This window comes from Streptomyces sp. DT2A-34 (assembly GCF_030499515.1).
Classification (GTDB): Bacteria; Actinomycetota; Actinomycetes; order Streptomycetales; family Streptomycetaceae; genus Streptomyces.
The window spans coordinates 5,113,098-5,135,167 of the sequence record NZ_JASTWJ010000001.1 but is presented as its reverse complement, the minus strand read 5'-3'; the positions used below and the strand labels follow the sequence as shown (position 1 = coordinate 5,135,167).

Below are 22,070 nucleotides of genomic sequence, written 5' to 3'. Positions count from 1 at the left end.
ACGCGATACACCTGCGTCACCCTTGCGGCACGTGTGTAGCGCGTCAGTCGCTGTGCGGATGTTGCGCCTGTAGCGGGTGTCGTGGTTATGTAGTGACGCGGCCGGACCTACCGGCCCAGCTCGAAAGGAAGTGCACCCATGGCTCGTATCCGCGTTGGCCTGCTCCCGTCCGCGTCGTTCATGGTCGGCAACCTGCCCGTGCCGAAGTACGCGGACGCCGAGAAGACCCAGTTCGCCGTGGACCGCGAAACCGGCGCGAAGCTGTTCACGGTCACCCTCTTCTTCATGGAGGACGACCGCGCCGAAGCCCTGAAGATCACCGTCCCGGAGACCGGTCTCCCCAACGGCCTCAAGCCCGGTGTGCCGGTCATGCCGGTGGAGCTGTTCGCCACTCCGTGGGCCCGGATCTTCAACGGATCGCTCTCGGACGGCATCGCCTACCGCGCGGACCGCCTGGACCTGGTCGGCGGGTCCTCCTCGGCCGCTGAGGCAGCGTGAGCAGCACTGCTTTCCGGTCCGGCGTCGAGTGCAGCTACCCACTGCCTCACGCCGGGCCGGATGCCCGGCTCAGTGACTTCCTCATCAACTCGGTGGCGGCCGTGCTCGTCGGCTACGGCTTCCCCCGCCTCGCCGCCCCGGATCGGGCGGCTCTCGAAACGGCCCTCGTGCCCTTCCTCTACAACTCTCAGGAGAGCAGCACATGAAGGACAACGACCCGACGGGAGGGGCCTTCGGCTACGGCGCCCTGGTCGTCGGCGTGGTGCTGGCCGTGCTGGTCGGCTGGTCGGTGTGGTGGGTGGTCCGCTACCTGCGGGCCGATGCCATGACCCGGCAGTCCATCCGCCAGGCCGTGCGGGTACGGCGGACCTGGAAGCGGCTCGCGCAGATGCTGAAGCTGTGCGCCACGGACAAGATGCCGACCGCGCTGGGCTCGCTGGCGAACGCGGACGGCAAGCCCATCAAGCCCCGCATCCTGGTCCCCACGCTGAAGGTCACGCATGACGCGTACGGGGTGATCGCACGGGCGGCCTGCCTGCCCGGGGTCGGCCTGGAGCAGTACCAGAAGGCGGCCCCACATTTGGCGGACGCCTGGCGATGCACGCGCGTGGCGGTCACCCAGGATGAGCCGGGATCGGTTGTCATCCGGGGTGTGCGGCTCGATCCGCTGAAGTTCCCCACCGAACACCGTCCCACGGGCAAGGTGCCGGAGAAGGTGGCCCAGTTGGACCTTGGCGTGGACGAGTACGCACAGCCGGTGTCCGTCGACCTCAGGCATGTGCCCGGAATGGGTGTGGCCGGCCTTCCTGGCAAGGGCAAGACCCAACTGATCAACCGACTTCTGTCGGATTGGGCGCCCGCGCCGTGGGTTCAGTTCGCCTGCGCGGACGGCAAGGTGTCCGCCGCGTACATCATCGCCGCTCTGGCGTTCGTCTTCTCCTTCGGCAATGTCTGGGCCCTGGCCCTGCGCCTGGGCGTCCCCGCCCCTATCGCACCCCTGATCGCCCCCATGGTTGACCTGTCCGTGGTCGGGCTCCTGGTCGCCCTGCGCTACCTCTCCCTGCGGGGCGTCCCGCCTGAGCAGATGAAGGCGGCCACTCGGCTGATGCACTTCTCGGGGCTGCTGACCCTGGCCCTCAACGTCGCCGAACCCATCGTCGCCGGGCACTACGGCCGCGCCGCTGTCGACGCCGTGGCCCCGCTGCTGCTGCTCGGCTGGGGAGCGGTCGGCCCGCAGCTCCTACGCTCCTTCCACGCGGTCGCAAGCGATGCCACCGACCCGGCCCCCGCTGTCGACACGGATCCGGCCGAAGAGCCCGCCGCCTCATCCGTCGAGACGGAACCCGCGCCGACGCCTGCCCCGTCCGTGACGACCGACCCGGCTCCAGCCGCTCCGATCACCACCCCGGCCCCCGCCGCACCTGTGGCTGCCGTGACTGCGCCTGGGATCAAGGTCCCTGAGCCGCTGCTGACGGAAGCACGCTCCATCGCCGCGTCCCACCACGCCGAGCACGGCGAACCCATCACAGCGGCCCAGCTCAAGAGGCGACTCGGCATCGGCCTCTCCATGGCCACCGCCCTCCACGCCGCTCTGTAGGGCCGCGCCCTCCGCCGGCCTCCCCGGCACCTCCCACCCTCGCCCATACGTGGGCCGACCCGTCATGCCTGCGGGCAGCAGCCCGAGCGCACTGTTTGCTGCTGCCCGCAGGTCCCACCCTCGCGCCGGAAAGGAGACTCCGCCACCAATGCGCCGCCCCCTCGACCTGCGGCACGTCATCAGCCCCGGCCTGCGGGACCTGATCGAACTGGCCAACACCCACGACTTCGACCGCGTACAGCAGCAAGTCCGCGACCTGCGCGGCTGCACCAGCCCCATCAACCTCCACGGCTTCACCATCACCACCGACCCGGCCACCAAGGAAGTGGTCCGCTCCTACCACTCCGAAGACGAACCCACCGGACGGCTCCTGACCACCTGCGGCAACCGCCGCGCCTCCCGCTGCCCCGCCTGCTCCCGCGTCTACGCCGCCGACACCTACCACCTGATCAAGGCCGGACTGTCCGGCGGCAAGAACGTCGCCGAAACCGTCCGCGACCACCCCCGCGCCTTCGTCACCCTCACCGCCCCCTCCTTCGGCCCCGTCCACCGCAGCACCGACAGTGCAGGCCAGCCCCGCCGCTGCCGCTGCGGCGCCCAGCACGCCGACAACGACCCGGTTCTGAGCACCCCGCTGGACCCGGCCACGTACGACTACACGGGCGCCGTGCTCTGGAACGCACACGCAGGACAGCTGTGGGCACGCTTCACCACCTACCTGCGCCGCGCCCTGGCCAAGCACTTCGGTATGACCCAGAAGGCGCTGAACGCTGCTCTCCGCGTCTCCTTCGCCAAGGTCGCCGAGTACCAGAAGCGCGGTCTGGTCCACTTCCACGCCGTGATCCGCTTCGACGGACCCGACGGCCACACCACCCCGCCCCCGCCCTGGGCCACCTTCAACGCCCTCCGCGCCGCCGTGGGCCTGGCCGTCGACCGCGCACAGCTCACCATCGAGTCCGACTCCATCGGCGAGCGCGTCATCAGTTGGGGCAAGCGGTTCAAGGTCGACCCCATCTCGGCCCTGGGCAACGGCGAACTCACCGATGCCAAGGTCGCCGGATACGTCGCCAAGTACGCCACCAAGAACGCTGAAGGCGCGGGCACCGTGGACCGCACGCTCATGTGCCGCCCTTGCGCCGGACGTGGCTACGTACGCGGCCCCGACCGCTTCCACGACCGGTGCCCCGACTGCGACGGCACCGGACAGGCCCAACCCATCAAGGCCCTGCCCGTCCAGCAGCACGTACGGCAGATGATCCGCACCGCCTGGGCCCTCGGCCACCTGCCAGAGTTCGCCGAACTCAAGCTCTGGAAGTGGGCCCACATGCTCGGCTTCCGCGGCCACTTCTCCAGCAAATCCCGCGCTTACTCCACCACCCTCGGCGCCCTCCGCGACGTACGCCGCGCCTGGCGCCTCGTCCAGGCCGACGCCGCCCGCGCTCGCGCCGGCCACCCCACCACCCACGAGACCACGCTCGTCACCACCTCCTCCTGGACCTACCTCAGCAGCGGCTACCGCCCCGGAGAAGAACTCCTTGCCGCTCAGGTCCGCCACGACATCGCCCACGTCGAACGCATCAAGTCCGAAGGAGAACCCTGGCTGTGACCACTCCGACCAAGGCCGACAGGCAGACGCTGAAGCTGGTCGATGCGCTGGCTGAGATCGGGGTGTCCCGCGCAGCCTTCTACCGCATGCGCGCTCGGGGCCAGGCGCCCAGGCACCTAAAGCTTCCCAACGGGCAGATCCGCATACGCCGGGCCGACCTCGACGCCTGGTTCGACGCCTGCGAGGTGCAGGAAGCGTGCTGACCTACGACGTTCAGATCTGGGGCATCCGCAAGCGGCCCAACCGCGCGGCTGCCTATCAGCTCCGGTGGCGCGTCGGTCCCCGGCCCTTCTCCAAGAGCTACAAGATCAAGGCTCAGGCTGACGGTCGACGCTCGGAGCTGCTGACCGCGCTGCGCAACCGCGAGCAGTTCGACACGGAAACCGGCCTGCCCGCCTCGGAGGCACAGGCGCTCAACTCCACCACCTGGTACGCCCATACTCGCGCGTACGCGGAGATGAAGTGGCCCGGCGCTTCAGCCAAGCACCGCGCGAGCATCGCCGACACGCTGGCCACCATCACGCCGAAGCTGGTCAAGGACAACCGTGGGGCTCCGGCTCCAAAGGTCCTCCGCATCGCCCTCTACTCGTGGGTCTACCGCTTCATCCTCGGCGACGACGGGACGCTGAAGCCCCGTATCGTCGTCGAGCAGCCGCCCGCTGACATCGTGTCGGCGCTGGACTGGATCAGCCGGAAGTCCGTCGACATCACCGCGCTCAATACGCCCTCGGTGGTGCGCACAGCGCTCGACGCTCTGAAGCTGAAGCAAGACGGCACGGCCGCTGCCGAGAACACGGTGAATCGCAAGCGAACGGTCTTCAGCAACTGCCTCCGGTACGCGGTGGAACGGGAGTTGCTAGCAACCATGCCCCTCGACAAGGTCGACTGGACCCCGCCCGAAACTGACGACGAGATCGACTTCCGGTTCGTCCCCGGCCCCAAGCTGGCGAAGGCGCTGATCGACGCTGTAGGCGAGCAGGGGGCACGCGGACGCCACCTGATGGCGTTCTTCGGCTGCCTCTACTACGCGGCCAACCGCCCTGGGGAGGCGGCCAATCTCCGGGAAGAAGACTTCACCTTGCCCGAAGAGGGCTGGGGAGAAGTGCTGCTGTCCACGAGCACGCCCCGCGTCGGCTCCGGGTGGACCGACACGGGCGAGTCGTTCGATACGCGCGGCCTGAAGAAGCGGGCCCGCAAGGCGACCCGGCCCGTGCCGATTCCCCCCGTCCTCGTGCGCCTGGTCCGCGAGCACATCAAGGAGTTCGGTACCGCTGAAGACGGCCGGCTGTTCCGCGCAGCCCAGGGCGGCGGCCTGCTGTCCAAGGAGTACGGGGAGGCTTGGAAGGCGGCTCGACTCGCAGTGCTGACCGAATCTGAAGCGGCTTCCCCCTGGCTCACGTGCCGTACTCCCTGCGTCACGCGGGCGTCTCACTCTGGCTTGAGTCCGGAGTCTCCCCGGCTGAGGTCGCGCGGCGGGCTGGCCACAGCATCGCTGTCCTCTTCCGCTTCTACGCCAAAGCGATTCACCGGAACCAGCAGTGTTCGAACGAACAGATCGAGCGCGCCCTTGACGCTGCTGACGAGCAGTAACCTCGCCCTTCTACCGAAGTAACAGCGGCGCCGCTCTGCCCGCCCCGGCAGGGTGGCGCCCACGCACGCACCATGGATGTCAGACCCTCGTGGCACAGTCACCGCGAGGTGATGATCCGGTGATCGACGATTTCCCACCCCCAAAGGGCCTGCCCGCATGGGCCCGAGGCAGCACTCCCCGCCACTTCCAAGAGGACCTGCTGTTGCCCTCAAGCGCCCGTCAGCCAGGCTTTCCGAGTCGTGCCGTGATTCAAATGGCTACGGGCGCCGGTAAGACACGTGCCACTCTCGCGACGTACCACCGCTGGCTGTGCGAAGACCAGGGCATGCCTGTCCTGCTGCTCGATGAGGCCCACCGTCTGGTGATCCGAGACGGCAATACCCGAACAGCAGCAGCCTTTCGGCAACTAGCGTCGATTCCGCAGCCCTTGGCTCCGCCCAAGATGATCGCCCTGCCGTTCCAGCCACGCCGGCTTCGCGTCCTGAACGATGACGAGCTGTATGCGAAGTGGATGACGCAGGCTGAGGAGTGGGAGCACACGGGACGTGATCAGAGGCGCACTGAGAGCACCACCGTTCACAGAGTCCGCAACCCTCTCGTACGCAGGGCTGTGCTGAAGCGGTCAAAGGGGCGTTGCGAGAACCCGCGATGCATGAACCCTGAACCCGTCGGCTACACCGACAACGGCGATCCCATCCTGGAGGTCGACCACGTCGTCGAGCACGCGCAAGGCGGCCGGGATCACGGCAGCAACACAATCGCCCTATGCCCCAACTGCCATGCGCTGAAGACTCGGGGCAGGGACCGACATGAACTTGGGGCATTCCTCCAAGAAGTCGCCCAACGGCTCCACCAAGATCCTTCCGCACGCAACCGATAGGCAGCCTGTCAGCGAGCGGTCCAAAACGCCTGGTGGAAGACCTGGCGCGGGCAGCGATCTGGTCCACGCCTGGTCCACACGCACTGATCCACAACGCGACAGGGCCGGATCAAGGTGAGACAGGCCCCATGCAGAAGGGGCGCCTTCATCAAGGGACACCGTTCTGACCAGCACGTCTCTGACCTGCGGAGGCGGTGGGATTCGAACCCACGGTGACGCTTTCACGTCACTACGGTTTTCAAGACCGTTCCCTTAGGCCGCTCGGGCAACCCACCTGCGCACCGCCCACCAGGGGCGGAGCGGGTACAGCGTACCGGCCGCGAGCGTGTCGCGGGGGTCGTGGTCCGTGTGGGGTGCGGTTGCTCCGGTGCCGGGGGGACTGGGCGGGCCGGCAAGGGCGCGCCGTCAGCCGTCGTCGCTCAGGCGGACCCCGTTGACGGCGGTGTCGAAGACCGGCCGGTACTCGTGCCATTGCCCGTCCGGCGCGGAGAGGTAGATCACGTACTGGGTGCCGTCGGAGCTCGCGAAGGCCAGCTCCGCCGCGCGGTACTTCCGTGCTCTGCCGTCGAAGGTGAACTCCCAGTACCCGGCAGGCCGTCCCCGGAAGGTCGTTTCGGCCATCCTCACCCGTTCATAGCCGGGATTGTCGCGGGCGGTCTGTTCCTCTTCCGTCTCACGCCAGTGCCGCAGCGGATCGGTGCCCGCGAACTCGACGACGTTGACGCGCAGGCCCACCAGTTCCGACGGGTCTATGTAGCCCACTTCGCCGCCGGGCAACGTCTTGCGGGTCCAGCCGTCCCGCACGGGCACGGAGATGCCGGTGTCCGGCTTCTCGAGGTGGTAACCGGCGGGCACCGGCGGCACGGTGGGGCTGGGACTGGGACGGGGGCCGGTGGGGGAGGGAGTGGACGCCTCGGAGCCGGACGCGTGCGTGCTCGGATCGCCGGCGCTGTCCTTGAGCCACCACAGTGCGCCGCCCGCCAGACAGGCGGCGAGTGTCACCGCCAGGACCGACCGCATCACCGTACGGCGGCGGTTGCCCTTGCCGTTGCCCTTGCCGCCGGGAGGCGCGAGACCCTCGGCGCGGTCCGGTCGCGTGGGTGCGTCGAGGCGGGCGGTCTGGCGGCCGGTCACCTCGCCCAGGTGGCGTTCGACCTCGTGTACGTCCATGCGCTGTTCGGGATCCTTGACGAGCAGACCCTCGATCACCGGGGTCAGTTCCCCGGCCCTGCGCGAGGGCTCGTACGGATCGGTGGCGATGGCGTACGCCGTCTCGATCGGGGTGTCGCGGCGGAACGGGTCCCGCCCCTCGACCGCCTGGTACAGCGTCGCCCCCAGGGCCCACAGATCACTGGCGGGACCGGTCTCGGGATGCGCGCCCCTGAGCCGTTCGGGGGCCAGGTAGCAGATGGAGCCGATCAACTCGCCGGGCTTGGTCAGCGAGGACGTACCCGCCTCCATGGCGATCCCGAAGTCGGTGAGGACGATCCGCCCGTCGTCGCCGAGCAGAACGTTGGCGGGTTTGACGTCCCGGTGCAGGACCCCGGCGTCATGGGCGGCGCGCAATGCGGCGGCCATGGCCATGCCGATCCGGGCTGCCTCCTCGGGTGGCAACGCACCCCGCCGCTCCAGTACGTCGCTCAGCGTGACCGAGGGGATGTACTCCATGACGATGCACGGCAGGCCCTCGTCATCGACGACGTCGTGCACCACGATCACGTTGGGGTGGGTGATCCGGGCGGCGCTGCGGGCCTCGCGGCGGGTGCGCTCGTAGAGCGTGCGGACCTCGTCGTCCTGCAGGTGCGGTGGGATGTGCAGCTTCTTCACGGCGACGTGGCGGCCGAGCAGTTTGTCCTCGGCACGCCAGACGGTTCCCATACCGCCGCTGCCCACCCGCTCCACCAGCAGGTACCTGCCGGCGACGAGCCGCCCGAGATCGGACACCGCGAGACCGCCCCCTTGTCTGCTTACCATTCGCGGCTCCGCTTCCCATTCGCGAACAGTCGAGGTCGAGAAGGCACCATAGCCCATCCGAACGTGTGGACACCGTCGCCCCCGAACGGCAACTCCCCGCGCGCGCAACGCAATCCACACCCGTTGTCGGCCGCCGAGCAGCTCCCTGGCCGGCCGTCCATGCCGTCGCCTCGGCGAACGACAGTGCGGGCGCCCTCCCGGCGGCGAGGACGCCGGTGCACCGCGTCCTGGTTCCCGCCCATCGGCGCCCTCCCGAAGGCGCCCGCCCCTCCCCAGCACCAGGGCGGCAAACAGGGCAACAAACGAACACGCGCGCGTGCCGTCGGCTCTGGTCGGAGCCGGACGTACGCGCGCGCGTGGCCGTGGTGTCAGCTGTCGCCCGTGCGGGAGCCCAGGGTGAGTTCGACCGTGTGGGACTGGCCGCCGCGTTCGTAGGTGATCGTCACCTTGTCGCCGGGCTTGTGGGTCCAGATCTCGCCGATCAGGGTGGGGCCGGAGTCGATCACCCTGTCGTCGAGCTTGGTGATGACGTCGCCCGGCTTGAGGCCGGCCTTGGCGGCGGGGCCGCCCGCCTCTACGGCGTCCGAGCCGCTGGCGCCCTGTTCGGTGATCTTGGCGCCGTCGGTGGTGTCCTCCAGGGAGACGGAGGCGCCGATCTTGGCGTACACCGGCTTGCCGGTCTTGATCAGCTGCTGGGCGACGTACTTGGCCTGGTTGATCGGGATGGCGAAGCCAAGGCCGATCGAGCCGGACTGGCTGGTGCCGCCCAGGCCGTTGGCGGAGGACTGGATCGCGGAGTTGATGCCGATGACGTTGCCCTGCGCGTCCAGCAGCGGGCCGCCGGAGTTGCCGGGGTTGATCGAGGCGTCCGTCTGCAGGGCGCTCATGTAGGAGGCGTTGCTGCCGGTGCCGTCGCTGGAGGCCACCGGGCGGTTCTTGGCGCTGATGATGCCCGTCGTGACCGTGTTGGAGAGGCCGAAGGGGGCGCCGATCGCGATCGTCGAGTCGCCGACCGCCACGTCGTCGGAGTTGCCCAGCGTCAGCGGCTTGAGGTCCGACGGGGCGTTCTTGAGCTTGATCACCGCCACGTCGTAGCCCTGCGCGTGGCCGACGACCTCGGCGTCGTACTTCTTGCCGTTCGGGAACGTCGCCGTGAGCTTGCCGCCGTCCACCGCGTCGGCCACCACGTGGTTGTTGGTGACGATGTGGCCCTCGGTGTCGAAGACGAAGCCGGTGCCGGTGCCGCCCTCGCCGCTGCTGCTCTCGGCCTCGATGGTGACGGTGCTCGGCAGTGCCTTGGCGGTCACGGACGCGACCGTGCCCGGGTCACGCTTGATGTCGCCACCGCTGTCGGCGGCGGAGACGGTCGTCGAGGAGCTGTTGTCGTCGTTCTTCGCCAGGGTGTAGCCGAGGCCGCCACCGAGGCCGCCCGCGACCAGCGCGGCGATGAGGACCGCGGCGAGCAGTCCGCCGCGCCCGCGGCCGGACTTCGGCGCCGGCTGCTGGTAGGTGGCACCCCAGCCGGAGCCCGCACCGTCACCGGCACCAGAACCGGCACCGGCATCACCGGCGGCACCGCTGTCGGCGTACGGCGGGGTGGGCGGCGGCGGAGGCGGCCAGGAGGCGTCGGGGGCCGAACCCTGGGCGGCGGGCGGCTGGGCGCCGTTCGAAGCCGCTTCGGCGGCGTACGGCTGAGACCCGTTCGCGGCAGCGTCGGCGGCGTACGGCTGCAGGCCGTTCGAGTTCGCCGGGGCGCCGTTCGGCACCGGTGGGAGCGGAGTGGTCGGTGCGGCATCGCCCTCGGGAGCCGGGCGCTCCTGGGGTGCCGAAGCAGCAGGAGCATCCACCGGCACGGGAGGTGCGGACGGGGCCGGGGGTACCGCGGCGCCCTCGTTCTCGGTGCTCACAGCTTCTCTCCTCGATCCACGGCTGTAGTTTTCGGTCGCACTCGGTCACGCCCGTTCACGCCGACCAGTACTCGTCGGCGGTAGGTGCGCTTCAGCTGTGCATGTCTTTTTGTATGCCGTCAGCTTTTCCCACAAGCCGTCAGAGCACCATAAGCGGTGGCTGTGGGCCCACGGCCACTCCTTATACAGGGCACCTACGACTAAACAGGAACAATCCCAGCATCCTCAAGACTGCTCCGGCCGCACGTCTACCCGGCTGCGGTGGGACCATGACGCGGTGACCCACGCACGGCAGCAGCAGATCCAAGTCGTCGCTCATCGCGGAGCCTCCGAAGACGCTCCCGAGCACACCCTGGCCGCGTACAAGAAGGCGATCGAGGACGGTGCGGACGCCCTCGAGTGCGACGTACGCCTCACCGCGGACGGTCATCTCGTCTGTGTCCACGACCGCCGCGTCAACCGTACGTCCAACGGCCGCGGCGCGGTCTCCGCCCTGGAGCTCGCCGAGCTCGCCGCCCTGGACTTCGGCTCCCGCAAGAACCGCGACTCGTGGAAGAACCGGACCGAGGAGCCCGACTGGGAGTTCCGGCCGGAGGACCCCGAGGACACCTCCGTACTCACCCTGGAGCGACTGCTGGAGCTCGTCGCCGACGCGGGGCGGCGCGTGGAGATGGCGATCGAGACCAAGCATCCGACCCGGTGGGCAGGGCAGGTCGAGGAGCGGTTGCTGGTCCTGCTGAAGCGGTTCGGGCTCGACGCGCCCGTCTCGGCCGACGAGTCCCCGGTGCGGGTCATGAGCTTCTCGGCGCGCTCGCTGCATCGCGTGCGTGCCGCCTCGCCGACGCTGCCGACCGTCTATCTGATGCAGTTCGTCTCGCCCAGACTCCGGGACGGACGGTTGCCCGCCGGCGTCGGTATCGCCGGTCCCTCGATCCGGATCGTGCGCAGTCACCCGGCGTATGTGGAGCGCCTGAAGCGGGCCGGCCACCAGGTGCACGTCTGGACCGTGAACGAGCCCCAGGACGTCGACCTCTGCGTCGAACTGGGCGTCGACGCCATCATCACCAACCGCCCGCGCGCGGTGCTGCGCCAGCTCGGCCGCTGACACACGCGCGCGTGGCCGACGTACGACCAAACACGACCAAAAGCGTGGTCGGCGCCCGGACCAGAGCAAGTGGCCCCGGCAAACCGCACACCCGGAAACCCCTAAAACCTCATCAACCTCTGCACAACCTCTTGACCCCGGAGTCCCTTCAGCTCCATCCTCCACTCTCGCTCACACCGTCGAATTCCAGCCATCCCGATTACAGGGAGTGCTCCGGCGCGTTCGGTCCGTATTCGATCGTTGCGAGTGCGTCACCGGACGTTGATTGGCCGGTTTCCGGTACAGGCCAATGGGGCATCCACTCCGTGGCGTGGGGCAAAGGAGGTCTCGGGGGTGGCGTTGGTGGTGGCACAGGAGGTGCCCACGTCGTCGAGCATGGCCGTACCCCATGGCCCTGCGGGCGTGGGGAAGGCGAGACACCGTATGCGCTCGCAGTTGCGCAGGGGTGGCGTGTCGGAATCGGTCATCGACGATGCCGTACTGATTCTTTCCGAACTCTTGAGCAACGCCTGCAAACACGGCCGGCCGCTCGGTGACGCACTGTCCGGGGACGGTGACGTACGGGCCGCCTGGCGCGTGGACGCGGGCGGCAGGCTCACCGTGGAGGTGACGGACGGCGGCGGGCCCACCCGCCCCGCTCCGGCCACACCCTCGGTCACCGCGCACGGCGGCCGCGGGCTGAACATCATCACCGCCCTCGCCGACGACTGGGGCATACGGGACGACCCCCGGGGTGAGGTCACGGTCTGGGTCGTGGTCCACGACGACGTTCATGATCCGGATGCCGGGCACCGCCGCGACGACTTCGCTACGCGCGTCGCAGCGCCGACGGTGGGCGCGATATCCGGCCTCGACTTCGCGGACGCCTTCGACGACCTGGACTGACGGGGCGACCTGACCCGACGGAACGACCTGGTCTGACGGCACGGGTTCCGGCACAGGCACTGCTCCGCCAGAGGCCCTGCTTCCGGCACGACCCGGTGGGTTGTCCACAGGCTCCCGTCGCGCATGGTGGGAACGGCTAGGCTCGCGCCGTACGAGACGAGCCGTAACCGGGAGACACCCACGATGGCCAAGAAGCGACCCCAGACCAAGGCCCGCCCGCAGCTCAGCGATGGAGAGATCCCGGTTGTCGGCGCACGCGAGCCGTGCCCCTGCGGCAGCGACCGTCGCTACAAGGCCTGCCACGGCCGGGCCGCCGCGCACGCGGTGACCGAGCTGGTGCACCGCCCGTTCGAAGGGCTGCCGGGCGAGTGCGACTGGGTGGCACTGCGCGAACTGGTGCCGGCCGCCACCGTCGAGCTGCCCCTGAAGGGCGGCCTCCCCGAGGGCGTCCCGTCCGTCACCCTGGCCACGGTCCTGCCGATGGCCTGGCCGGCCCTGCGCCGCGACGACGGCTCGGTCCTGCTCGGCCTGCAGAACGACACGGCATCGGGCGACATCAGCCGCGACCTCGCCGACACGCTCCAGCAGGCCCTCATCGCACCGCCCGGCACCCCGGTCCAGGGCCGCCGTGCCCCGGCCGACGGTCCGCGGCTGCAGGATCTGCTCGACCCCGAAGGCGCGTTCGAGCCAGTTGTGCACGCGGGCTTCGAGTTCTGGGTGCCGGACGCGGAGAACGCCACCCCGGAGGTGGCCGCCTCCCTGGAGCGGGCCAACGCCGCGGCCATCCCGACCGTGCGGCTGACCGGCGTGGACTCCGCCTACTGGTGCGAGACGCCGGACAAGAACCACCTGCGCTGGGTCATGCCGCACCCCGAGGAGCAGCTTCTGGACGCCCTCGCGCGGCTGCACGCGGCAGGGAAGTCGAACCTCGGCGAAGGCACCCGTCTCGTGGGCTCCTTCCGCGCTCACGGCCTCACCGTGCCGGTCTGGGACCTGCCGAGCGGCGTCGGCGCGGAGGACGTGGAGAAGCCGGCGGCGGAGTTCGCCGAGCGCCTCGCCGCGGCCCTGGCCACCGACGCGCCGCTCACCGCGGACGAGCGGCGCGCGCGTGGCGGCCTGACCAACCGGCAGGTCACGCTCAGCTGACGAGCGCTGCGGAGATCGGGTTCGGCTGAACGGCCGTTCAGCCGAACCGGCTCGCGCGGGAAGGGTGAGTCACCTCACAACTCCCATGCGGAGCAAGGGAATCCGTGACTGGAAAGCCCGGATCGAATTTGCGAACCGCCGATCTCTTGTTACCGTTCCAGTAGCCCGGTTGCTGGTGCATCCCCCGTCGCCAGCAACCGGGTCTTTCCATGTGCGCACTCCTTTACGGAATGACGCCGCCTGTCAACTGCCCGCGGCCCTCTAGGAATTGTCCGGCGAGGAGTTGCTCGCGGAGCGCAGCAGCAGCGGCCCGCTCCCGGCCCGGGACGCGAACTCCGCGACCGCCGTGTAGGCGTCCAGGTTCCCCCGAGTGCGCTCCCGGGGCGTCTCACACGTCCCCGGCTCGTCCTCGGCGCCCCCGCCGCAGCGCATCTGCACCGTGCGGCCACCGGGCCCCATGAGGCTCAGTACGGAGTCCAGCGCGCCGCCGGTCGCGTTGCGGAAGTAGGTGCGCGCCCAGGTCTCGTCGCCCTGCGTGAGGACGCAGGTCTGCGCCTCGACGCCTTCGGGGGAGGTGAGTTCGGGACCGCAGCGGGCGGCGGTGGCAAGGCCCAGGCCGAGCAGCAGCGAGGAGTCGACGGGCTCGGCGGCGGGCGCCTTGGCGTCGGTGGGGCGGGACGGGCGTACGGCACCGTCCTCAGGAGCATGGGGGGAGGGCCGTACGGCCTCACGAGCGGACGTGCGTCCGGCGGCCCGGCTCGCCTCGACGACCTGGCCGGCGGCCGCCCAGGCCAGCGGCAGGGCGACCGCGGCCGCCGCGACGGACGCGAAGGCGATCAGACGGACTCTTCTACGATTCGGCCCGCGGCGATGCGACGACGGTGCCCTATTTCCCCTGGTTTGACGCGGCATACAGCGGAATGTAACGACCGCTCGGGCATGTGCCGTTCCACGCGCGCCGTTCGGCCCTACAACTCGGGCGCGCTCACACCCGTACGAGTGAGGGCCTCAACCACGGCGTCCACCACCGCCTCCACGTCCGGCACCCACGGGGAGGCCGAGCCGGGCAGCGGGGCGCGCTGCCAGGTGATGGGGCCCTGGCCCGTCTCGGACGGGGGAAGGGCGATGTAGCCGCCCTCGCCGTGGAAGCGGAGGGAACCGGGGACGAAGTCCTTGGCGTAGAGCAGTTCGCCCAGCTGCTCCATGGAGTACGGCTTCACCAGGATCGCCCAGCGGGCGGGCGAGGCGACGACCGGGCCGAGGCGCATGCCCATGCGGTCGAGTGCGGTGAGGGCGTGAGCGGCCGGCAGCGCGGGGAGGCTGACCGCGCAGGGTGCCGTGCCGCCGGTGGCGAGGATGATCGGCGCCGCGGGCCGGTTGGTCCACCACCAGCGCACCATGCGCTCGTCGGTGGTGGCCGCGAGGAGGCCGGGGTCGAAGGGGTGGGCGCCGGGCACCGTGCACTCCGGGTCGGGGCAGCCGCAGCGGGCATGCCCCTGCGGGTGCGTCGTCACGCCCGGGAGTACCGGCCAGCGCCATTCCGTCGCGAAGGACAGGGCCGCGCTGATCAATTCAGGCCTCCCGTCGCCGCGCAGGAGCCTGCGTCGCCTTCCGAGGATCTCGCGCATGAGCGCTCGTTCCTTTCCGTTGCACCGCTGGCAACACCGTGGTCACATCACACCATGTGTCGATCACTTCACTGTGCGTACCTGTTGGCGCATCACACCCCCTGCCTTGGGCAAGGGAAACCCCTATGGGCCGAGCGTTGACTGCTTCCGCGGCCACCTCGTCCATACCGCTTCTGTCAAAAGCATGGGCGTGGCGTGGGGTGGCGAAGTCTGGCGTTTAGCGTCGCGCGTATTTCTCTTCGCCTCCGCCGCGGGAGGATGGGGCCGGCCGTCGGTGGCTAAGACGCCCGGGTCCGTCACCAGGTTCCGGGTGGTTGTCAACCACCCCTGGTCTTCACCGAGTACGTACCCATCACGACCGCTGTGACGCTCCGTGGAGCGAAACCAGTCGACCGCAATACCCTGTTCCCTGAGGCAGTTTTAGGCCAACTTTGCCTTTATGCAAGAGGTCTACGCCGAGTGCTCTGGTTACCCACGGACACCAGGAATCCCGGCAGGACAATGCTGGACATCCCCTCACGAGTGCGTGTACATGTGGAGACACTGCTACCGGCGCAGAATGACATGGGGGTTTGCGATGCCTTTGAGCAATACGCACCGGCCGGAAAGCCGGACGCCATGAACGCCCCTCACCCTCCGAAAGTGGCCGGAATCGATTCAACGGTTCCCTCGCCCGCACACACTGTCGCGCCCGCGCCCGCGGCCTCGGGAACCTCAGCGGTCCCGCCACCTCACGCACCAGGGGCGCTGCTTCAGGACCGTCTCGCCGGGTGGGTCTCGGACCTCACGACACTCCACGAGCTCACCGAGCGCCTGGCCCGCACGGACGCACTCGCCGAAGCCCTCCAGGAACTGCTGCGCGCCGGAGCCGCCCTCGTGGGTGCCCGGCGCGGCCTCGTCGTGCTGGAACCGGCCGACGGGCTCGGCCCGGACAAGACGATCGGACTGGGCCTCGCCCGCGCCGACCTCGGCCACCTCGAGACCGTCCCGCGCAGCTCCCTGTCGTTCGGCAGGATCCTCGACGGCCTTCCGGGTGGTGACGGCGAGATCGCCGAGCCCGACCTGTTCGCCGCGGACGGACTCGACCCGCGCCACCGCGAGGTGGCCGCACGCCTCGGCTACGCCGCGAGCTACGCGCTCCCCCTGTCCACCGAGGCCGCCGGCCGTCTCGGCGCCGCCGTGTGGCTGTACGACGAGCCCGCCGAACCGGCCGAACGCCAACGCCACCTCATCGGTCTGTACGCCCGCTACGCCACCGAGCACCTCGCCCGGCTCCTCGAAGTCGAGCGCACACGCGCGTGCATGAAGACGATGGCCGAGGAACTGCTCCCCTCCCGCCTGCCCCGCATGGCCGGCGTGCAGCTCGCCGCGCGGCACCGCACCGGCCCGCGCGGCGGCGGCGACTGGTACGACGCGCTGCCGCTGCCGGACGCCGCGCTCGGCCTGGCGGTCGGCTCGGTGACCGGGTCCGGGCCCAGCGCCATCGCCGCGATGGGACGACTGAGGGCCAGCCTGCGGGCGTACGCCGTCATGGAGGGCGAGGACCCGGTCGCGGTCCTGTCCGACCTGGAACTGCTGCTCAGACTCACCGAGCCGGCCCGCTGCGCCACCGCCCTGTTCGCCTACTGCGAGCCCGCCCTGCGCAAGATCACGCTCGCGGGCGCCGGGCACACCCCGCCGCTGCTGATCGGTGATCGGCGCACGGAGTTCGTGGAGACCTCCGTGTCCGCGCCGCTGGGCATGCTGGCCTGCTGGGAGGCGCCGAGCGTGGAGCTGACGGCGGAAGCCGGAGAGACGGTTCTGCTCTACACCGACGGGCTGCTGCACCGCACCGGCGACCCCACCGACCGGGCGTTCACCCGGCTGCACGCGGCGGCGGCCGGGGTGCCGAGGGCCCTGCGGCACGATCCGGACGCGGTCGTCGACCACGTCCTGCGGACGGTCCTGCCGAACGGGCTGGACCGGGCGGACAGCGAGGAGGACGTGGTGCTGCTGGCGGCTCGGTTCGAGTAGCCGGCCATAACAGGGTCCGAGGTCGTCGGCATAGCAGCTCTCGGTAATGGTCCTTTCCCCCCGGGGCCCCCTTCTGTACGACCGTACGATGGACGGGGTCCAGTGCCGTATCGAGGAGGATGACCGCCGTGGCAGAAGAGCTCTCGGACTCTGTTGATCTTGCTGCTACCGCAGCGGGGCCGGAGACTGCCGAAGAGGAGCCCATCAAGCAGCGCAAGAACGGCCTGTACCCGGGCGTGTCCGACGAGCTCGCCGAGAACATGAAGTCCGGCTGGGCCGACACGGAGCTGCGCGGCCTGGAGCCGATCCCCCAGGCCACCCAGACCGCCGCGCGGCGCGCCGCGCTGTCCGCGCACTTCCCGGGTGAGCGTCTGGTGATTCCCGCGGGCAATCTGAAGACCCGCTCGAACGACACCGAGTACGCCTTCCGGGCGTCGGTCGAGTACGCGTATCTCACTGGCGGCCGGCCCGATGAAAGCGCAGACGGCGTCCTCGTCCTGGAGCCCGTCGCCGACGGGCACAAGGCGACGATCTACCTCCTGCCGCGCTCCGACCGGGAGAACGGCGAGTTCTGGCTGTCCGGCCAGGGCGAGCTGTGGGTCGGCCGCCGGCACTCGCTCACCGAGGCGGAGAAGCTGTACGGCATCCCGGCCGCCGACGTGCGCGAGCTGACGGACAAGCTCCGCGAGGCGACGGGGCCCGTGCGCGTCGTGCGCGGCTACGACGCCGGCATCGAGGCCGCGCTGACCGACAAGGTCACCGCCGAGCGGGACGAGGAGCTGCGGGTCTTCCTGTCCGAGGCGCGGCTGGTCAAGGACGACTTCGAGATCGGCGAGCTGCAGAAGGCCGTCGACTCGACCGTGCGCGGCTTCGAGGACGTCGTGAAGGTCCTCGACAAGGCCGAGGCGACCTCCGAGCGCTACATCGAGGGCACGTTCTTCCTCCGCGCGCGCGTGGAGGGCAACGACGTCGGCTACGGCTCCATCTGCGCGGCCGGTCCGCACGCCTGCACGCTGCACTGGGTGCGCAACGACGGGCCCGTGCGTTCGGGTGATCTGCTGCTGCTCGACGCGGGCGTCGAAACGCACACGTACTACACCGCCGACGTCACGCGGACGCTGCCGATCAACGGCCGGTACAGCGAGATCCAGAAGAAGATCTACGACGCCGTGTACGAGGCGCAGGAGGCCGGTATCGCGGCGGTGAAGCCGGGTGCGAAGTACCGGGACTTCCATGACGCGGCCCAGCGTGTGCTGACCGAACGGCTCGTCGAGTGGGGGCTCGTCAAGGGGCCCGTGGAGCGGGTGCTGGAGCTGGGGCTGCAGCGGCGGTGGACGCTGCACGGGACGGGGCACATGCTCGGCATGGACGTCCATGACTGCTCTGCGGCGCGGACGGAGACGTATGTGGAGGGTGTGCTGGAGCCGGGGATGGTGCTGACCGTCGAGCCCGGGCTGTACTTCCAGGCCGATGACCTCACGGTCCCCGAGGAGTACCGGGGCATTGGGGTGCGGATCGAGGACGACATTCTGGTGACCGAGGACGGGAACCGGAATCTGTCGGCTGGGCTGCCTCGGCGGTCGGACGAGGTTGAGAGCTGGATGGCCGCGCTGAAGGGCTGAACGTCGCATTGTTGGCCGGGGACCGAAGGGGTGTCCGGCCATCGATGCGGTCTGCGGGGTGTGGGGGCTGGTCGCGCCCACGCGGCGGAGCCGCATATCGATCCAGCCCCGCGCCCCTAGGGGGTTGGGGTGGACCTGCATCTGGAACTGGCCGTCGGTGACGGTCGTCGTGCGGGGCTTGAGCGGGCGCTGCGGGATGCCGTGCGGGACGGGCGGCTCACGCCCGGCGAGCGGTTGCCTGCCACTCGGCAGCTCGCCTGTGAGCTCGGGATCTCTCGGAACACCGTGAAGGCGGCGTACGACCAGCTTGTCGCCGAGGGGTATCTCACCGCCCGGCAGGGGTCCGGTACGCGAGTCGCCTCCTTGCCTCCCGTCGGCTCCGAAGCGCCGGAGGCCGTCGCACGCGCGCGTACGCCGGACCCCACTCGCCCCGCGCGTGCGCCGCGTTTCGATCTGCGCCCCGGGAGTCCGGACGTGGGGGCGTTTCCGGCAGCCGCCTGGCTGCGGGCGTTGCGCAGGGCCATCGCCACGGCGCCCTCGCGGGCGTACGACTACGGCGATCCGCGCGGTCGGACGAGCTGCGGACCGCGCTGTCGGGGTATCTGGGGCGGGCGCGTGGGGTGATCGCGCCGCCGGAGCGGATCGTGATCACCTCCGGGTATGTGCAGGGGCCGGCGCTCCTCACGCGCGTGCTGGAGGGCGGCGGCGTCGCCATGGAGGATCCGGGGCTGCCGTTCCATCGCGAGGTGGTGCGGCGGGGCGGGGGCGCCGTCGTGCCCGTGCGGGTGGACGAACGGGGTGTGTGTGCCGAGGAGTTGGGGGACTGCGCGGCCGTTGTCGTCACGCCCGCGCATCAGTACCCGACCGGCGTGACCCTGCACCCGGAGCGGCGCCGGGCGATCGGCGACTGGGCACGCGCGCGTGGAGGGCTGATCGTCGAGGACGACTACGACGGGGAGTTCCGATACGACCGTCAGCCCGTCGGCGCGCTGCAGGGGATGGCGCCGGGGCAGGTGGTGTACCTGGGCACGGCCTCGAAGACTGTCGGGCCCGCGCTGCGGCTCGGCTGGATGGTGCTGCCGCCGCACCTGGTCGACGCCGTGGCCGACGCCAAGCTGCACAGTGACCATCACACCGAGTCCCTCGGCCAGTTGGCGCTCGCCGAGCTGATCGACAGCCACGCGTACGACCGTCATGTGCGTGCCTGCCGGCTGCGGTACCGGCGCCGGGACCAGCTCCTGGATCGGCTGGGGGCGCGTTGGCATGTGCGGGGAATCGCGGCCGGGCTGCACGCGCTGGTGAGGTCGACGACGAGGCGCGGGTGCTGGCGCGGGCGGAGGAGGAGGGGCTCGCGGTGGGGCATCTGGGGGAGCACTGGCATACGCCGGGCGGCGGCGAGGGGCGGCCGCAGGGGCTCGTCGTGGGGTACGGGACGCCTCGGGAGCGGGTGTATCCGCAGGCGTTGGAGGTGCTGGGGAAAGTACTGGGGAAAGTGCCGGAGAGCGGTTGAATCGGGGCAGTGAAAGGGTCGGCGATTGGGCCTGATGAAGGGCCCACAGCTTCCCTGGCGTCGTCTGCGTGACGAACTTCCTCGTACCGCCCGCAGGTCCCCGACGTCTCCTCGCCCTCGCCCAGTTGAGCAACTCTGTCGGGGATGGCGCCTACTACACGACATCGGCCCTGTACTTCACCCAGGTCGTGGGCCTCGCCCCCGCGCGCGTGGGGCTCGGGCTGACCGTCGGGTGGGCCGTCGGCTCGCTGGTCGGGGTTCCGCTGGGGCGGCTCGCCGATCGGCGTGGTCCGCGCGGTACGGCGGTGCTGCTGGCCCTCGCGACGGGGCTCGCGGTGGCGTCCTTCACGGTCGTGCGCGGCTTCGTGCCCTTCGTGCCGGCCGCGTGCGCGTACGCCGCCGCGCAGTCCGGGCTCGGGGCCGCCCGGCAGGCGTTGCTGGCGGGGCTGGTGCCCGCCGGGGAGCGGACCGGGCTGCTCGCGCATCTGCAGGCGACGCTCAACGCCGGGCTCGCGGTGGGTGCGGGGCTGGGCGGGCTGGCGTTGCATGCCGGGACGCGAGCGGCGTATCTCGGGGTGTTCGCGCTGGACGCGGTGAGCTTCGTGGTGTGTGCGGGGCTGTTGACGCGGGTGCCGGCCGTGCGGCCGGGGCCGGTGCGGAAACGTCCCAGCGGCGGCGTCCTGCGCGAACGGCCGTACGCCCTCGTCGCACTCCTCAACACCGTGCTGCTGCTCCGGCTGCCGCTGCTCAGCCTCGTGCTGCCGCTGTGGATCACCCGCAGGACCGACGCGCCCGCCTGGCTGGTCTCCGCGCTGTTCGTGCTCAACACCGGTGCGGTGATGGTCTTCCAGGTCAGGGCGGCGCGCGGCGTCACGGGCCTGGCCACCGCCACGCGCGCGGTGCGGCGTGCGGGCTGGGTGATGCTCGCCGCGTGCGTGGTGTTCGCGCTGTCGGCGGGCGCCTCGCTGTGGGTGGCCGTCGGTTTCCTGGTGGTGGGCGCGGTGCTTCAAGTGGTCGCCGAGATGGGGCAGTCGGCGGGTTCCTGGCAGCTGTCGTTCGACCTGGCTCCGGAGAGTCGCGTCGGCGAGTACCAGGGCCTGTTCGGGACCGGCGTCACGATCGCCCGCACCCTCGGCCCGCTCCTGCTGACGGCCCTGCTCGTGGAGTGGGGGACGCCGGGCTGGCTGCTGCTGGGCGGCGCGATGCCGGCGGCGTCGTACGCGATGGGACCGGCGGCTCGGTGGGCCGCCGGTCGCCGGGCGCGAGAGGCCGTCAGGCGGCCCGTGCTCGTGCCGTGACGGGCAGCGCGTCCAGGAACAGCGCCCCCGCGAGCAGCCCCGCGCTCCCCCGTGGGCTCCACGCGCGCGTGTGCAGGTCGGTGTCGAGGGCGACCAGGGCCGCCGCGCCGGCCTCGGTGGCCGTACCGCCCGCTTCCAGGACCGCGCGGGCGCCCGCCTGGACCTGCCGTAGGCCGAGGGGGCCCGCGGTGTAGAGCAGTTCGGTGTCCTGGAGGGTGGACATCACGGTGAGCAGGGCGTCCAGGCGGGCCTGCTCCTCCGTGGCACCGGCCGAGCGGGCGGTGGCCAGCGCGTCCAGCGCCCGCCGTACGTGCGGGAATCCGGCCCGCGCCTCGCCCCGGGCCCCGGCGGCGCCGTACTTCGCGGACACCGAGGAGCCCCTGGAGGGCCTGCGCGGGGAGCGTTTGTCGGTGTGGGCGGCGATCCGCTTGGCGGTGGCGGCTACGTCCCGCGCCCCGGCCCGGGGGTCGAGCGCGGCTGCGGCGACCAGGAGGCCGAGCGCCCAGAGCGCGCCCCGGTGGCCGCCGCCCGCCAGGTGCACCGAGTGCCCGGTGCACCTGCCGATCGCGCCCAGTTCGCTGCGGAGCCCGGGCGTCGGCTCGCCCGTGCGCCGGGCCGCGGCGGCCATCGCCGTGAGGCCCGGTGCGAGCGCCTTGGCCGACCAGCGCAGCAGGCGGTGGTCCCGGCGGGTAGCGCGGGCGCCGAGGTCGCGCGGGTCGGGCAGGCCCGGCTTGGGAGCCAGGGCCAGCTGCCCGGTCAGCGCGGTCACGGCGGCCCGCGCCAGCGCCTCGTCCTCGCGGCTGCTCATGG

Annotated in this window: 18 protein-coding genes, 1 tRNA gene and 1 pseudogene; 14 read left to right on the top strand and 6 right to left on the bottom strand. The window is 70.7% G+C overall.

The window, feature by feature from the left end; all coding sequences use genetic code 11:
* Window positions 1-138 precede the first annotated feature (138 nt).
* The 7 genes from QQM39_RS22735 to QQM39_RS46240 all read left to right on the top strand — a co-directional run bounded on the left by QQM39_RS22735 (window position 139) and on the right by QQM39_RS46240 (window position 6,172).
* The gene (locus QQM39_RS22735) at window positions 139-498 is read left to right on the top strand and encodes a hypothetical protein (RefSeq protein ID WP_301999277.1); all 360 of its coding nucleotides are present in this window, start codon (window positions 139-141) and stop codon (window positions 496-498) included.
* Entirely contained in the window at window positions 495-704 is a 210-nt protein-coding gene (locus QQM39_RS22730) for a hypothetical protein (RefSeq protein ID WP_301999276.1), read from the top strand. The genes QQM39_RS22735 and QQM39_RS22730 overlap by 4 nt, the downstream gene beginning before the upstream one ends.
* A 689-nt stretch (window positions 705-1,393) precedes the next feature.
* On the top strand, window positions 1,394-2,095 hold the full coding sequence (locus QQM39_RS22725) for a DUF2637 domain-containing protein (RefSeq protein WP_302003688.1): 702 nt from the start codon (window positions 1,394-1,396) through the stop codon (window positions 2,093-2,095).
* Window positions 2,096-2,243: 148 nt separating this feature from the next.
* The gene (locus tag QQM39_RS22720) at window positions 2,244-3,701 is read left to right on the top strand and encodes a replication initiator (RefSeq protein WP_301999275.1); all 1,458 of its coding nucleotides are present in this window, start codon (window positions 2,244-2,246) and stop codon (window positions 3,699-3,701) included.
* Window positions 3,698-3,904 carry an AlpA family transcriptional regulator gene (locus QQM39_RS22715; RefSeq protein WP_301999273.1) on the top strand — a complete coding sequence of 69 codons (207 nt, stop codon included), beginning with the start codon at window positions 3,698-3,700 and terminating at the stop codon, window positions 3,902-3,904. Before QQM39_RS22720 ends, QQM39_RS22715 begins: the two co-directional genes overlap by 4 nt.
* Window positions 3,898-5,313 (top strand): site-specific integrase, encoded by a 1,416-nt coding sequence (locus QQM39_RS22710; RefSeq protein WP_367668999.1) that lies wholly within the window; start codon window positions 3,898-3,900, stop codon window positions 5,311-5,313. The genes QQM39_RS22715 and QQM39_RS22710 overlap by 7 nt, the downstream gene beginning before the upstream one ends.
* 232 nt (window positions 5,314-5,545) lie before the next feature.
* A complete protein-coding gene (locus tag QQM39_RS46240) occupies window positions 5,546-6,172 on the top strand; it encodes an HNH endonuclease (protein WP_367669700.1) in 627 nt (208 codons plus the stop codon).
* A gap of 186 nt (window positions 6,173-6,358) precedes the next feature.
* On the opposite strand, the gene QQM39_RS22705 is transcribed toward QQM39_RS46240, so the two are convergent.
* From QQM39_RS22705 to QQM39_RS22695, 3 genes are all read right to left on the bottom strand, one after another.
* Window positions 6,359-6,446, bottom strand: a tRNA-Ser gene (locus QQM39_RS22705).
* 131 nt (window positions 6,447-6,577) lie between these two features.
* A complete protein-coding gene (locus QQM39_RS22700) occupies window positions 6,578-8,116 on the bottom strand; it encodes a serine/threonine-protein kinase (RefSeq protein WP_301999272.1) in 1,539 nt (512 codons plus the stop codon).
* 398 nt (window positions 8,117-8,514) lie between these two features.
* Window positions 8,515-10,053 (bottom strand): S1C family serine protease, encoded by a 1,539-nt coding sequence (locus QQM39_RS22695; RefSeq protein ID WP_301999270.1) that lies wholly within the window; start codon window positions 10,051-10,053, stop codon window positions 8,515-8,517.
* Window positions 10,054-10,330: 277 nt separating this feature from the next.
* Between QQM39_RS22695 and QQM39_RS22690 the strand changes: the two genes are divergently transcribed.
* From QQM39_RS22690 to QQM39_RS22680, 3 genes are all read left to right on the top strand, one after another.
* On the top strand, window positions 10,331-11,158 hold the full coding sequence (locus QQM39_RS22690) for a glycerophosphodiester phosphodiesterase (protein ID WP_301999269.1): 828 nt from the start codon (window positions 10,331-10,333) through the stop codon (window positions 11,156-11,158).
* A gap of 246 nt (window positions 11,159-11,404) precedes the next feature.
* Window positions 11,405-12,043: an ATP-binding protein gene (locus QQM39_RS22685; RefSeq protein WP_301999268.1), complete on the top strand. Its 639-nt coding sequence runs from the start codon at window positions 11,405-11,407 to the stop codon at window positions 12,041-12,043.
* Between the two features lie 183 nt (window positions 12,044-12,226).
* The gene (locus tag QQM39_RS22680) at window positions 12,227-13,189 is read left to right on the top strand and encodes a DUF5926 family protein (protein ID WP_301999266.1); all 963 of its coding nucleotides are present in this window, start codon (window positions 12,227-12,229) and stop codon (window positions 13,187-13,189) included.
* A 261-nt stretch (window positions 13,190-13,450) separates the two neighbouring features.
* On the opposite strand, the gene QQM39_RS22675 is transcribed toward QQM39_RS22680, so the two are convergent.
* Both QQM39_RS22675 and QQM39_RS22670 read right to left on the bottom strand, forming a co-directional pair.
* On the bottom strand, window positions 13,451-14,101 hold the full coding sequence (locus tag QQM39_RS22675) for a hypothetical protein (protein WP_301999265.1): 651 nt from the start codon (window positions 14,099-14,101) through the stop codon (window positions 13,451-13,453).
* A gap of 56 nt (window positions 14,102-14,157) precedes the next feature.
* Window positions 14,158-14,817, bottom strand: coding sequence for a bifunctional DNA primase/polymerase (locus QQM39_RS22670; protein ID WP_301999263.1), 660 nt, complete (start codon window positions 14,815-14,817; stop codon window positions 14,158-14,160).
* A 501-nt stretch (window positions 14,818-15,318) separates the two neighbouring features.
* Between QQM39_RS22670 and QQM39_RS22665 the strand changes: the two genes are divergently transcribed.
* From QQM39_RS22665 to QQM39_RS22650, 4 genes and pseudogenes are all read left to right on the top strand, one after another.
* Window positions 15,319-16,830 (top strand): PP2C family protein-serine/threonine phosphatase, encoded by a 1,512-nt coding sequence (locus tag QQM39_RS22665; RefSeq protein ID WP_301999261.1) that lies wholly within the window; start codon window positions 15,319-15,321, stop codon window positions 16,828-16,830.
* A 128-nt stretch (window positions 16,831-16,958) separates the two neighbouring features.
* A complete protein-coding gene (locus tag QQM39_RS22660) occupies window positions 16,959-18,452 on the top strand; it encodes an aminopeptidase P family protein (RefSeq protein ID WP_301999260.1) in 1,494 nt (497 codons plus the stop codon).
* 129 nt (window positions 18,453-18,581) lie between these two features.
* A pseudogene (locus tag QQM39_RS22655) lies at window positions 18,582-19,962 on the top strand (PLP-dependent aminotransferase family protein).
* A gap of 68 nt (window positions 19,963-20,030) precedes the next feature.
* Window positions 20,031-21,260, top strand: coding sequence for an MFS transporter (locus tag QQM39_RS22650; protein WP_301999258.1), 1,230 nt, complete (start codon window positions 20,031-20,033; stop codon window positions 21,258-21,260).
* Here QQM39_RS22650 and QQM39_RS22645 read toward each other — a convergent pair.
* A complete protein-coding gene (locus QQM39_RS22645) occupies window positions 21,235-22,068 on the bottom strand; it encodes a triphosphoribosyl-dephospho-CoA synthase (protein ID WP_301999256.1) in 834 nt (277 codons plus the stop codon). The two genes, QQM39_RS22650 and QQM39_RS22645, sit on opposite strands and share 26 nt — an antisense overlap.
* Between the last annotated feature and the right edge of the window lie 2 nt (window positions 22,069-22,070).